The 12,854-nt window shown below is 35.7% G+C and carries 9 protein-coding genes and 1 other annotated feature; of the genes, 3 read left to right on the top strand and 6 right to left on the bottom strand.

Going from position 1 to position 12,854, the window contains the following annotated elements; genetic code table 11:
• From AC3G7N_RS04195 to refZ, 4 genes are all read right to left on the bottom strand, one after another.
• Nucleotides 1-1,140, bottom strand: a complete 1,140-nt coding sequence (locus tag AC3G7N_RS04195) for a cysteine desulfurase family protein (RefSeq protein ID WP_489420892.1) — start codon at nt 1,138-1,140, stop codon at nt 1-3.
• 103 nt (nt 1,141-1,243) lie between these two features.
• The gene (locus tag AC3G7N_RS04190; protein WP_489420891.1) at nt 1,244-1,528 is read right to left on the bottom strand and encodes a hypothetical protein; all 285 of its coding nucleotides are present in this window, start codon (nt 1,526-1,528) and stop codon (nt 1,244-1,246) included.
• A gap of 1 nt (nt 1,529) precedes the next feature.
• On the bottom strand, nt 1,530-3,221 hold the full coding sequence (gene ezrA / locus AC3G7N_RS04185; RefSeq protein ID WP_489420890.1) for a septation ring formation regulator EzrA: 1,692 nt from the start codon (nt 3,219-3,221) through the stop codon (nt 1,530-1,532).
• A 275-nt stretch (nt 3,222-3,496) separates the two neighbouring features.
• Nucleotides 3,497-4,123, bottom strand: a complete 627-nt coding sequence (gene refZ / locus AC3G7N_RS04180) for a forespore capture DNA-binding protein RefZ (RefSeq protein ID WP_489420889.1) — start codon at nt 4,121-4,123, stop codon at nt 3,497-3,499.
• 116 nt (nt 4,124-4,239) lie between these two features.
• On the opposite strand from refZ, the gene AC3G7N_RS04175 reads away from it, so the two are divergent.
• Entirely contained in the window at nt 4,240-4,722 is a 483-nt protein-coding gene (locus tag AC3G7N_RS04175) for a GAF domain-containing protein (RefSeq protein WP_489420888.1), read from the top strand.
• A gap of 50 nt (nt 4,723-4,772) precedes the next feature.
• On the opposite strand, the gene AC3G7N_RS04170 is transcribed toward AC3G7N_RS04175, so the two are convergent.
• A complete protein-coding gene (locus AC3G7N_RS04170) occupies nt 4,773-6,659 on the bottom strand; it encodes a sensor domain-containing diguanylate cyclase (protein ID WP_489420887.1) in 1,887 nt (628 codons plus the stop codon).
• A gap of 374 nt (nt 6,660-7,033) precedes the next feature.
• Between AC3G7N_RS04170 and rpsD the strand changes: the two genes are divergently transcribed.
• Complete coding sequence (gene rpsD, locus AC3G7N_RS04165) at nt 7,034-7,636, top strand: 30S ribosomal protein S4 (RefSeq protein ID WP_489420886.1); 603 nt, start codon at nt 7,034-7,036, stop codon at nt 7,634-7,636.
• Between the two features lie 420 nt (nt 7,637-8,056).
• Here rpsD and tyrS read toward each other — a convergent pair whose 3' ends face one another.
• Nucleotides 8,057-9,328: a tyrosine--tRNA ligase gene (gene tyrS, locus AC3G7N_RS04160; RefSeq protein ID WP_489420885.1), complete on the bottom strand. Its 1,272-nt coding sequence runs from the start codon at nt 9,326-9,328 to the stop codon at nt 8,057-8,059.
• 63 nt (nt 9,329-9,391) lie between these two features.
• Nucleotides 9,392-9,595: a binding site (T-box leader), on the bottom strand.
• 212 nt (nt 9,596-9,807) lie between these two features.
• On the opposite strand from tyrS, the gene AC3G7N_RS04155 reads away from it, so the two are divergent.
• Entirely contained in the window at nt 9,808-12,825 is a 3,018-nt protein-coding gene (locus tag AC3G7N_RS04155) for a transglycosylase domain-containing protein (RefSeq protein WP_489420884.1), read from the top strand.
• The last annotated feature ends 29 nt before the right edge of the window (nt 12,826-12,854 follow it).

Here is a 12,854-nt window from a genome sequence, read left to right as displayed (position 1 = left end):
CTACCCCACTACTTTTTTCAATTGCTTTATTGCTTTTTCCAGTTCGATGATAAATGTATCCAATTCTTCCTTTGTTGTATCATAGGACATGCTGGCTCTAAGTCCAGATATCGTGCGTTCATCGTCTAATCCTAATGCTGCCAATACTCTACTTTCTTCATTTAGCTTTGAAGAGCATGCTGATTTTGTGGAAATAAAAATTTCCTTTTCTCCAAGTGCATGAATCAAGACTTCTGGTTTAAGTCCTATAACAGAAAAATTAATGATATGTGGTGCAGCTAGCTTAGAAGTATTGATTACGAGACCATCTATTTCAGTTAACCGTCGCATCGTATAATCACGTAATTCCAATAAAGCACCTTTATGTTGCATTTTGCGTTCATCGATCAATCTTATAGCTTTAACCATTGCAACCGCACCTGCTAAGTTCTCAGTTCCAGACCGGATTGATCTTTCCTGACTCCCTCCATGAAAAAGTGGAAATAACTTTGTGCGATTTGATATATAGAGGATACCTGTCCCATTAAGGCCATGTATTTTGTGACCTGACATGGTACATAAGTCAATTCCACTGTTAGCTAAATTTAAAGGAACTTTACCTAAACCTTGTACATGATCAACATGAAAAAATAATTTAGGATGTTTTTTTGCAAGCTCTCCAATTTCCTGGATAGGCTGAATAGAGCCAATTTCATTATTAACGTGCATAATACTTATTAGTATTGTATCTTGTCTAATCGCATTCGATACATCGTCTACAGATACTACTCCTTCACCATTAACTGGTACATAGGTAATTTCGTATCCCATAGCCTCCAGTGTTCGACATGTGTCATAAACAGAAGGGTGTTCAATCCGCGAAGTAATAATATGTTTTCCGCGTTGCCTATGCTGTATTGCTATCCCTTTAATAGCCATATTATTTCCTTCTGTTCCACCAGAAGTAAATATTATCTCATCCTTTGCTACATGGAAGATTTGCGCTGCTTGTTCTTTCGCCTTTAGCAGCAGTTTTTCAGCTTCCCCGCCTAATTGATGGATAGATGATGGGTTAGCAAAAAACTTTTCTGAAACCTGTTTGTAACTTTGTAGAACGGATGGATGGGGCTTGGTTGTTGCACTATTATCTAAATAAATCATATGTCCATCTCCCATCTGTTTCTTATACTTCTATACGCATTAAACACTAATGAAGGCTGACTTAAGAACAAGGACAATTCCCCGTTTCATAAGACAGCCTTTGTTATTTTTCTTGTGTTATTGCTGCTAATAATTCATCAATCGAAACTCGATTATGCTTCCAATCCATTTTCAAGTCATTCACGTTAACTATTTCTTGAGCCTGTACAGTATCTTGTTTATTTTTATATATAATCTGCTCTTTGTCAACTTGTTCTATTTGATGTAATGCATGCATAGTTACCGGAACAGAATTTTCATTGGTGAATAAAAGAAAAATCGCAATTCCCCATATTCCAATGGAAATGAAGACTAACAGTGTCAGTGTAGCCTTTTTAATGATGCTCATACTAACTAGAAACCTCTTGATATTCCTCAATACGTTTTAGTGATCCTGGTTCCACTTCTTCAACTGCTTTTGCGGCATGCTCTAATGATAACTCGTATTCATATGATCTAAATAGCCGTTCAGATTCCGCAAGTTTTGCAGCTAAAAGAGGATATCTACTACGATACCTGTTTGCATATTGGATAACCTGTTCTGTTAAATGTGCCTGTTCCAAAATGAAATCTGTTTGCTCTGTGGCATGATCAACACTTTTATTTGCTTCAGCTATAGCATGTTGCACTGTAGCCATATCAAGTGGCTTTGATTCTAGTGCTTTTAAAACAAGGTCATTTTTTTCACTAGTAGCTTCCAGCAAATTCCATATAAAAATTGGTACACCAGGTACATTACTTTTCTTCAACTTACGAATCATGGTGTATACCTGGTTTTTCATTTCTTTTAATTTTTCTTTTGCTTCTAATTCATCTTTTCGCAGATTATGGATAAACTTTATAAAATCTTCATGTTGTTGCGTCAAGGATTCTATTTGCTGTAAATTAGCATCTAGCTTATCGCGTATCTGCAAATGTGATACATCCTGATCCTCTAAGTCTTCTGACAGTTCAACCAATTGTTTTTTTAGGAGTGTAATTGTTTTTTCTAGTATTAAGTATTTCTCCATATCACTATCTTCAAAGTAATACGTTTGTTTCAACATATCTACTTCCGCTTTAGTATCGAAAAATTTTGTATCTATATCATCCAGTTTTTGACGATACATTGGTATTTTGGTTTCTATGTAACTTTTAGCTATTGCTTCATTTTCTAGTAATTGATACATATCTTTTATTCGTTCATCAATTTCCGAAATTGTTTCTTTGGCAGTAATTACCTTCCCTTTTTCAACGGCACTGACACAATCCAACAAACGTCCTTGATAGTTTCGAATTTCCTTTTCAAGTCCCAGGTGTTCAACACGGTAACCGCTATTTTTCATATCTTTTATTCCGGAAATTAAATCATCTAATTGATTGGGAAGTGTATCCTTACAGGCTTTATATAAATCTGGAAACTCATCCATTTCAACTTGCAGATTTTCTATTTGGAGCTTTAAATGATCCACAAGTTGCTGTGCTTCAAGGTAATCTCCCGATTCAGTTAATTCACGATACTTTCGAAGATTTTCTTCTATTTCATCAAGTTCTACGTCAAAGCGTGCTTCCGCTTTACCGTATTGATAACGTGTTTGTGACAAGTTCTTTCTTAACCCTTTAATTTCAGGTTCTAACCCTTTTATTTCTTTTCTGCTTGTTTCTTCAGACGTTATCAGTTCATCCAACTCAAGTAACATTTTTTCAATATCTTTCTCTATTGATTGTAAGGTTTGTTCAACTTTTCGTAACGTTTTCTTTGCTGCAGGAAAACGATAGCGATCTGCGGCTTCTTCTGCATCAAACAAATATTCTTCTATATCAGGAAGTTGCTTCGTCACAATGTACTCCCAGTGTTCTTTCCATGACTCAAATTTTTCTTGTGTTTCACCTGACAGATTTAACTTTTTAATTTGTGCGAGCTGTAATGCGATATTACGATTCATAATGTCCATTTTCCAGCTTTCTTGCCGATCAACAACATCATATATCTTTTTGCGTAAAATAAGTCCGACTATAATTAATGCAATAACAATGAGTACGATTCCAATGATATATGCCATTTAATGCCTCCTAACTATATTCCTGTATAAGAGGATGTTCTTTTTTACACTTTTAAAAAAATAGAAGCTTTTATTGGAATAAAGTATAAAAAAATCTAAGGCTTTCGCCATTAGTTCTTGACGTTAGGCCAAGATTTCCTAAGATTCTCTCCAAGAACAGGTACCGTCTAAGTTTAAAATATAAAGCTAATTCTGAGATTATTATACTAATGATACCATGTAAATAGCATTTTTGGCTAAAAAATTACAAATAAATTGGCGTTTATACATATTTTTCACTGATTTACGTAATGAACTGTTTCTGAAGTGATAAAATCTAACCATTTATGAATAACTTTTGTGTAGTTCTGCGCAAATAAATCATGTGATGTTTTGCCAGCCACCTGATTTTTCCACTCATTTTGTAAAACATAAGGCGTAATCAACATTCCTTTTAATTGCATGAGCAAAAATTGGTTTTCCGTATTACCTTTATAATTTTTAGGTAAACTTTCAAAAAACGTATTGTTTATAAAGTAATTTTCTTTAGCCAAGTACGTTACGGCCATCTCCCGTACAAATATGGAGTCGATCGACAGCTCTCGATGGATAAAACAAGAAAATTGATGATTATTTTGTTTATATTGTATAATAGTATCTATTAATAATTTCAGTTTAACTAAAGGTATTTCCGTTTCCGCTTCTGTAAGTGTTTCTTCCATTTTGGTTAGGTATGTTTCATAATAGTTCGTCACGGCATGTTCTAATAAGCCTTGTTTACCTTTAAAGTAATAGCTAATTAGTGACACATTTACAGAGGCCTTATCTGCTATATCCCTAACTGAAGTACCATGGAAGCCCTTTTGGAAAAATAAAGCTGACGCAGCATCTATCACTTTTTGCTTGGTTGGATTCTTTTTCATCGAATTTCAACTCCTTATAGTTATTTTACGACAGAGTAAGCTTTAATCCTGCAATTTCTTCTCGACAATTAACGCAGGGGGCAAGTCGAATCTTATCAAATGAAAGGAAGATGTATATGTTTCAAACAAGTAGTTACTCCGGAGATCGTGTAAAGGATTACGAATTACTGATACAGCAGACAAAAGCATTATTAGATGGTGAACCTGATCACATCGCAAATTTATCGAATGCTTCAGCACTTTTAAATCAATTTCTAGAAAATGTGAATTGGGTAGGATTTTATATATATAAAGATAACGAATTGGTTTTAGGTCCATTCCAAGGACTTCCTGCCTGTATTCGAATTCCAAATGGTAAAGGTGTGTGTGGGACTGCTGTTGAAACAAAAGAAACCCAAGTAGTTGCTGATGTTAACACATTTCCTGGGCATATTGCATGTGATAGTGCCAGCCAATCAGAAATTGTCGTACCTTTAGTTGTGAACGATGAAATCTATGGTGTATTAGATATCGACAGTCCTAGTACCAATCGATTTGACGAAACAGATAAAAAATATATTGAGAAGTTCGCTGCAATTGTACAATCCTTCTTAAATTAATAGAATGCTTTCCAAAACAATCCAATGTTTTGGAAAGCATTCTTTTTTAATTACACTAATTTCGAATTACGTGTTTCAATTACTTCTTTTACTACACAATTCTTGCCAGTTTTCTTAGCTTCATATAATGCTTTGTCTGCACGTATAAACAATTCTTTCGCATCTACTTTTGTTGTGGAATTCCAGGTAGCAACCCCGCTGGATAATGTCACCTTAGGATCTGTAAAACTTTCAGTCTGCTTTCTTATTTGGGTAGCGATATAAACTCCTTCATCAATCGTTGCATTGGATAAATAAATTGCAAGCTCTTCTCCTCCCCAACGTGCTGGAACATCATTGTCACCTGTATGTGCACGTATAATAGAAGCAATTTGAATAATCACTTCATCCCCAATATGATGACCAAACGTATCATTTATTCCTTTAAAGTCATCAATATCAACAATGATAAGTGTACCCTTCTCATCCGTTTTTAAATGTTTTTGAATTTCTTCTTCTAAATGATTACGCGAATATAGTTGTGTCAAATAATCCGTTATTGCTACTGCTTTCAATTTTTCATTTAATATAGAGTTTGTCAATGCCAACGTGAAATGTTGGACTAGTGATTGCATCAGTTTAAAGTTATCAAAAGAGAAAGCATATTTATTTTGATGAATAATAATGATTACTCCATGAATAGTTCCAGCATGCAACATGGGAATGGCCATCATAGAAGAAAAAGGGAATTTTGTATCATCTGTAGTATAGTTTCCACTAATTATGGGTTCCTTTGTCTTCATTACTTGATTGAAAATAAAGTCTGCGTTCTCTTCACCCGCGCTTGTAAAAAAGTAATTTGTACTTCCAGATAAAACATTTATCATATGATGTTTCGTCTCTCCTGTATAGATAAATCCAACCTGTGTTGCGCCACAAGCTTCTATTATTTTTTCACGAACGATAGTAGTTATCTGGGCAATTTTCAAGTTTGAATTCAAGGCGTGCGTTGCATCATTTATTAGTTTTAAATCCTCAACCAAATGCTTGGAATTCTGATATAGTGTAGCACTTTCAATTGCTCTTCCGGCCACAGTCGCAAGCTGTGCAAGAAACTCAATTTCCTTTTGCGGAAAATCTACCGAATTTGGTGTAATGATTTGTAAAACACCATAGACTCCTTGCTTTCCTCTTAATGGTGCGTACAGACAAGTCTTTTTATCTTTCAAACGATCTTCTAATTGAACTTCTCCCGTTATAAAAGCTTGTGTACTAACTCTCTTTGTTGCATCATCACTATACTCTATCATTTTAATAGGTAAGGTTGATTCTTCCTCAAAGTCTTGCGATAGCAAAATATGATAATCAAAGTTAGGATATAATTTATCCATTCCTTTTGTAATTTCTGTCAGAATGTTTTTTTTGGAGAAAACTGAGTAAAACTTAGTCGTAATATCAAACAAAAATGCATTTCTTCCTTCATTTTCCTTACTCATTTTATGGTGATTAACTATATTTAGCAGATTTACTAATTCTTTTCTGATTATATCTAATGTTTCAGTAATAAATCGGTTACCGTTTTGTGAGTACGCTAAGAACAGGAAAGCATTTGGTTCAGTTTTAGATTGCAAGAAAAGAATGCGTGTTTTTAATTCACGCTTTCTTTTAAATATCATGTCCGCATTGTGATCACGCTTTTTTTGATTAAAATTGTTATCTATATTGATACCTTCAAATGGTTGTCTTTTTAATTCATTATGCTCATCGCCTGTTACGCGGTTATATGTTTGGTCCCAGTGATTATAAGAATAAATGGCAGCATATGAAACATCTAATAGAACTTGCAGTTGGATGGAAACCTTGTCCAATAACTGAACGTAAGAAGTGGTTTCTATATCTGAAATAAGTTGAAAAAAGATATTTCTCATACCTTCTTTTAGCTGATTTTGATTTATCATATGTGATCACCTATTATCAAATTAATTTTTAAATTTCGTTTTTTTATTAAGTGAACTTTTCAACTATTATATACTTATTATATAGTAAATAGGATTTTTTTCCTATATTTACGTATGTAAATACTTATTCTTTTTTACAAACGTATATGTAAAAATGATTGACTTCTATATTAGAAACTTATATACTATTCTTTGTGTAAAATAAAAAGGTAGCCTTTGTGAACCAACGCTTGTTATCATCTTGTTCCTCAAATGAGGTGTATCGTGTAACTCTCTGCTGCTGGAGCGATGGTACATGAAAACAAAATGAGCATGCGGATAGGAACACGGTCGCTTATTTTATGCAAATAAAATAATGAAGGAGGAAATGTCCTATGTCACGTTATACTGGATCAATCTGGAAAAAATCACGTCGTCTTGGCATTTCATTAACTGGAACTGGTAAGGAATTAGACAAACGTCCTTACGCTCCCGGTCAACATGGACCAAACCAAAGAAAGAAAATCTCTGAGTACGGCTTGCAACAACAAGAGAAGCAAAAACTACGCTTCATGTACGGTTTGAACGAACGTCAATTCCGTAATTTGTTTGGCCAAGCAGGTAAACAAAAAGGTATTCATGGTGAAAACTTCATGATTCTTCTTGAATCACGTTTAGATAACCTTGTATACCGTGCAGGTCTTGCGCGCACACGCAGCCAAGCACGTCAGCTTGTAAACCACGGCCATGTAACTGTAGATGGCCGACGTGTTGATATTCCGTCATACCGCCTAAAACCAAGTCAAGTATTTGGTTTACGTGAAAAGTCACAAAAGCTTGACATTGTTCGAGAGGCAATCGAAGTTAATAACTTTGTTCCTGATTATCTATCATTTGATGCAGATAAAATGGAAGGAAGTTACACGCGTTACCCAGAGCGTACTGAACTTCCAGCTGAAATTAATGAAGCACTTATCGTTGAGTTCTACTCTCGTTAAGAAGCACTTAAAAAGCAAGGTCCATTACAACATGGACCTTGCTTTTTTATTTTGGCTGTTTTCGTATAGTTTGTTGCTCATACCACCGAAGTCGATATAAAATGCGACGTAATTTACCGTTACGGAAATAAACTGCGATGTAACAGCAACGTGATTTCCGCTGCGGGCAGTCTGTATGATATAAGCAACCAAGTAAATTGAAATTGTTAAGCAGAACCCTAGTGAAGGAAATCCACGGAGACTCCTGCGGGAAGCAAGAGATCGGCGAGCCCCCGCAGGACGGCAGTCCGAGGAGGCTCGACACTCGCCCGCGGAAAGCGAAGTGGATTTCCGGAACGGTTGTCCAACCACCAAACAAAGTACTTACGTCGCAGTATATAGACTTTGTGTCAAAAACAACTATCTTTTAGAAAACAGCCTTTATTTATAACTGATTAAATAATACTTTTTCTTTCCCCTACGTATAATCGTAAATGTATCTTCAATGCGATCCTCTTGCTTTACCAAATGTTTAAGATCCTGGTTTCTTTCCCCATTGATGTAAATAGCACCATTACCAATGTCTTCTCTGGCCTGTCTTTTTGATGATGATATTTTCGCTTCAACAAGTAAATCAATTAAACCAATATCCTCTTTATTCGTGTTATATGTTGGTACATCTTTGAAGCCCTGTTCGATTTCCTGTTTTGACAAAGATTTTAAATCCCCACTAAATAAGGATGCAGATATTTTTTGTGCTTGATCAACAGCTGATTGGCCATGAACAACTCTTGTAATTTCTTCGGCTAATCGTTTTTGCGCTAAACGCTCTTCCGGTTTATTTTGTACTGCATGAACTAATGAGTCCACTTCTTCTTGCTTTAAAAATGTGAAGTATTGAATGAATTTAATGACATCCCGATCGTCAGCGTTAACCCAAAATTGATAAAATTCATATGGTGTCGTTTTCTCAGGATCCAGCCAAATAGCTCCACCAGCAGTTTTTCCAAATTTGGTGCCATCAGCTTTTGTAATCAAAGGGACAGTCAATCCAAATACTTTTGTTTCTTCATCTAAATTCTCACGCGAACGACGAATCAATTCCATTCCAGCCGTAATATTTCCCCACTGATCACTTCCACCAATTTGTAATGTACAGTTCTCTTGTTCATAAAGTTTTAGGTAATCAAGCGATTGTAAAATCATGTAACTAAATTCAGTAAATGAAATTCCTTGCTCTATTCGAGCTGAAACGGATTCTTTTGCAAGCATGTAATTAATACCAAAGTGCTTCCCGGCATCTCGCAAGAAATCGATCACCGTCATACTTGATAGCCAATCATGATTGTTTCTGGCCACTGCAGCATTTTCTCCATTGTCAAAATCCAGCAAATTAGCTAATTGCTGCTTAATTTTTTCACTATAACCTTTTACAACCTCGTCCTCATTTAATGAACGTTCAGATGAGCGTCCGCTGGGATCACCAATCATACCAGTTCCACCACCCACTAATGCTATCGGACGGTGCCCTGCTTTTTGAAACCTTTTTAACATATAAATCGGTAAAAGATGACCAATATGTAAACTATCGGCAGTTGGATCAAACCCACAGTATAACGTTACTTGGTTTTTTTCTAAATGTTTTGCTAGTCCTTCATTATCAGTAATCTGATGAATCAAACCGCGTTTTTCTAGATCTTGTAATACAGTCATTTTCTTCACTCTCCTGTTATTCTTTCTTAAAGTTTAACATATAAAAAACTCCCCCCTTCAGTTAGAAGGGACGAGTTTATTCGCGGTACCACCCTTGTTGCATAGAAATGCCACTTTGGGTTTTTTAACGATGGGGGTTTCACCGTTTCTAATAAGTAGAAAAAGCTCCAGATAGTATTTCGCCTGCAAATGTATGTTAGCTTCCACCTCCGCTAACTCTCTTTAAAAGGGATTTGCAAAACTACTTCGATCCTTCGTTGCATTTACGTATATAATTAGTATTATTATTTATTGTAACCATATTAAACAAAAAATTGCAATATAATCCTTAAAATCAACTTTTGTTTTAGTTGACTTGAACAATATGATTCATCTTATGAAATAAAGTTACCATAAATCAAATTATTTTAGAAGAATTATTATTTTTACTAGATAGCTAGTATGGTATAATATGGTGTGAATATTTAGGAGGGCTAAATATGAATATGGACAAATTCAAAAAACTAATACATGAATCGTATCAAAAAATAAAAACCTTATGGAATGAAGGGAAAATTCAACGCTCTTCCAGGGTGACCTATGATGTCGCATGGAATATCATATTATTTTTCATCATTATAGGTGTTGTGGGATTCTTTTTTGCAGGCGGTGTTGGAGCTGGATATTTTGCTTCCTTAGTAAAAGATGAACCAATACGGAGCTTTGAGAGTATGGAAACGGATATTTACAACTATGAAGAAACATCGACGTTATATTTTGCAGAAGAAAAATACTTTGGTGACGTAAGATCTGAAATTATGCGTGAAGAGGTGAAACTTGAAAATGTTTCAGATACACTGATTCAAGCAGTTATAGCAACTGAGGATCGTAATTTTAATCAACATGAAGGTGTTGTACCTAAAGCGATTTTACGTGCAGTCGTTCAAGAAGCAACAAATGCAACTGTAAAAACAGGTGGTAGCACATTAACACAGCAATTGATTAAAAATCAAATCTTAACAAATGAGGTTTCATTTGAGCGTAAAGCAAAAGAAATTTTACTGGCATTACGATTAGAACGCTTTTTTGATAAAGATGAAATTTTGGAAGCATATCTTAATATTGTACCTTATGGTAGAGAAGCATCTGGAAGAAATATTGCAGGTATTCAGACTGCAGCACAAGGAATTTTTGGTATAGATGCTAAAGATGTAAACCTTCCTCAAGCTGCCTATTTAGCTGGGCTTCCGCAAAGTCCATCCTATTACACACCATTTAAAAATAGTGGTGGATTAAAAGAAGCAGGAGCGCTAGAGCCCGGAATAGACCGGATGAAAACAGTATTAAATCGCATGTATGAAGCTGAACAAATTACAAAAGAAGCGTATGAAAAAGCTTTGAATTATGATATTGTAGCTGATTTTACGCTTGAATCGAAAACTCCAATGGATAACTATCAATATCTTATGTACGAAGCAGAAAAACGAGCAGTGAACATACTTGCTGAACAAATTGCTTCAGAAGATGGATATACATTAGAAGATTTACAAAATGATGAAAAGCTAAATGAAGAATATTTAATTCGTGCAGATCGAGCGTTACGTAAAAATGGTTATGAGGTTCACACAACTATCGATAAGGAAACTTATGTTGCGTTTCAGAAAATCGTTAAAAACTATAAAAATTATGGGCCTGATAGAACATATACAGTCATAGATGAGGAAACTGGAGAAGAAGTAGAAGTAGTGGAACCAGTTCAAACAGCTGGAATGTTAATTGATAACAATACCGGGAGAATTATTAGTTTCGTCGGTGGCCGTGGCTATTCACCTGAAAACACCTTCAACTATGCGACTAATGCAGAACGTTCGAATGGTAGTACAATGAAGCCGTTGCTTGATTACGGGCCTGCTTTTGAAACAGGGATAGTACAGCCTGGGACCGCTTTAGCAGACGTAAGAACATATTATGGTGACTACTCACCAGATAACTATTCTGGTAACTTCAATGGTATTGTTTCTGCACGAAAAGCTCTTGCAGAATCGTTTAACGTACCTGCTATAGCGGTATATAGTAAACTAATGAACAAGGGAATTGGTCAAGAATACTTGGAAAAAATGGGCATTTCAACAATACAAGATGCAGAATATAGCAATCTTGTATTAGGTATCGGCGCTACAACACGCGGAGTTACTATTGAAGAGAACGTAAATGCCTATAATACATTTGCCAATGGTGGAGAATTTGTCGATGCCTATATGATTGATAAAATAACCACGAATGACGGTAAAGTAATTTATGAGCATAAAGCAAAGCCAGTAAAAGTGTTCTCACCGCAAACAGCGTATTTAACGTTGGATGTATTGCGTGATGTACTGGATTATGGTACTGCTACCTATTTACAGTCACAGTTGAACACCGCATCATCTGTTGATTGGGCTGGAAAATCTGGTACCTCAGAGAATTGGCATGATTACTGGTTTATTGGAACCAATCCAAATGTAACGATGGGAACTTGGATTGGTTATGACACACCATATAGCCTAGACGAATGTGATAACTGTGCACCATACAACGAGCGAAACATGAAGCTTTGGGCAAAACTAGTGAACAAAGCAACAGAAATTAACCCTGAATTAATGGCTCCTGAAGCTAATTTTGAACGTCCAGATGGAATTGTTGAGAGAAGCTATTGTGCGATATCTGGAAAGCTTCCATCGGACCTTTGTAGTAAAGCAGGATTGGTTTACAGTGATTTATTCAATGCTAAATATGTACCAACTGAAACGGATGATAGTTTGATTACTGGTTCATATGTGATTGTAGATGGTAAAGCTGTTATTGCTGGATCTAAAACACCACAAGAATTCGTAAACGGTAATGGTTTAACATTTAATCCTGAATTCTTAAAGAAAAATAATTATGACAGACTAAATGATTTAACGAAGCTATTTCCAGCAAGAGATCGCGCGAAGTGGGAAAAAATTGGTGTACCAAGTGGTGAAGTTGGTTCCACTATCGAGGATGACGGTAAAGCACCTGCAACTCCGTCCTCCATTAAAAAGTCTGGTGGCAATCTAACTTGGAATGATTCAAGTAGTAAAGATGTGGTTGGTTACAGGATCTTTCGCGCATCAAAACCAGATGGCACATTTTCATTAATCGGAAATACAACATCAACTAGTTTTGGCGTAAGCGATGGCAGAGCAGTATATCGCATAAAAGCAGTAGATTACTTTGGAATGGAATCAAAGGCCTCTAAAGAAGTTGTGGTAGGAGATTTTTCAAAACCAAAACCAGAGCCAAAACCTGAACCGAAACCTAAGCCTAAAGATCCAAAGCCGGAAAAACCTAAAGATCCAAAAGAACCCAAAAAACCTAAAGATGAAGAAGACCCACCTGTAGATCCAGAGGATGGTGGTAATGGACCAGTTACACCACCAGTGGAACCGCCAGCGCAAGATGATGGCGAGCCTGAAACTGAAGCTGGAACTGATAATAAACCTAAGGAAGAATAAATATTTTTTAACCAGCCTGTTCGGGGTAA

This window comes from Virgibacillus carmonensis (assembly GCF_057836705.1).
The sequence above is the reverse complement of the archived record's forward strand: the minus strand, read 5'-3'. Positions and strand labels throughout refer to the sequence as shown.

Bases quoted from the DNA above. Each gene is read 5' to 3' on its own strand.
- AC3G7N_RS04155 (WP_489420884.1), top strand. From the start codon at position 9,808: ATGAATATGGACAAATTCAAAAAACTAATACATGAATCGTATCAAAAA.
- refZ (WP_489420889.1), bottom strand. From the start codon at position 4,123: ATGAAAAAGAATCCAACCAAGCAAAAAGTGATAGATGCTGCGTCAGCT.
- rpsD (WP_489420886.1), top strand. From the start codon at position 7,034: ATGTCACGTTATACTGGATCAATCTGGAAAAAATCACGTCGTCTTGGC.
- tyrS (WP_489420885.1), bottom strand. From the start codon at position 9,328: ATGACTGTATTACAAGATCTAGAAAAACGCGGTTTGATTCATCAGATT.
- AC3G7N_RS04170 (WP_489420887.1), bottom strand. From the start codon at position 6,659: ATGATAAATCAAAATCAGCTAAAAGAAGGTATGAGAAATATCTTTTTT.
- ezrA (WP_489420890.1), bottom strand. From the start codon at position 3,221: ATGGCATATATCATTGGAATCGTACTCATTGTTATTGCATTAATTATA.
- AC3G7N_RS04175 (WP_489420888.1), top strand. From the start codon at position 4,240: ATGTTTCAAACAAGTAGTTACTCCGGAGATCGTGTAAAGGATTACGAA.
- AC3G7N_RS04195 (WP_489420892.1), bottom strand. From the start codon at position 1,140: ATGATTTATTTAGATAATAGTGCAACAACCAAGCCCCATCCATCCGTT.
- AC3G7N_RS04190 (WP_489420891.1), bottom strand. From the start codon at position 1,528: ATGAGCATCATTAAAAAGGCTACACTGACACTGTTAGTCTTCATTTCC.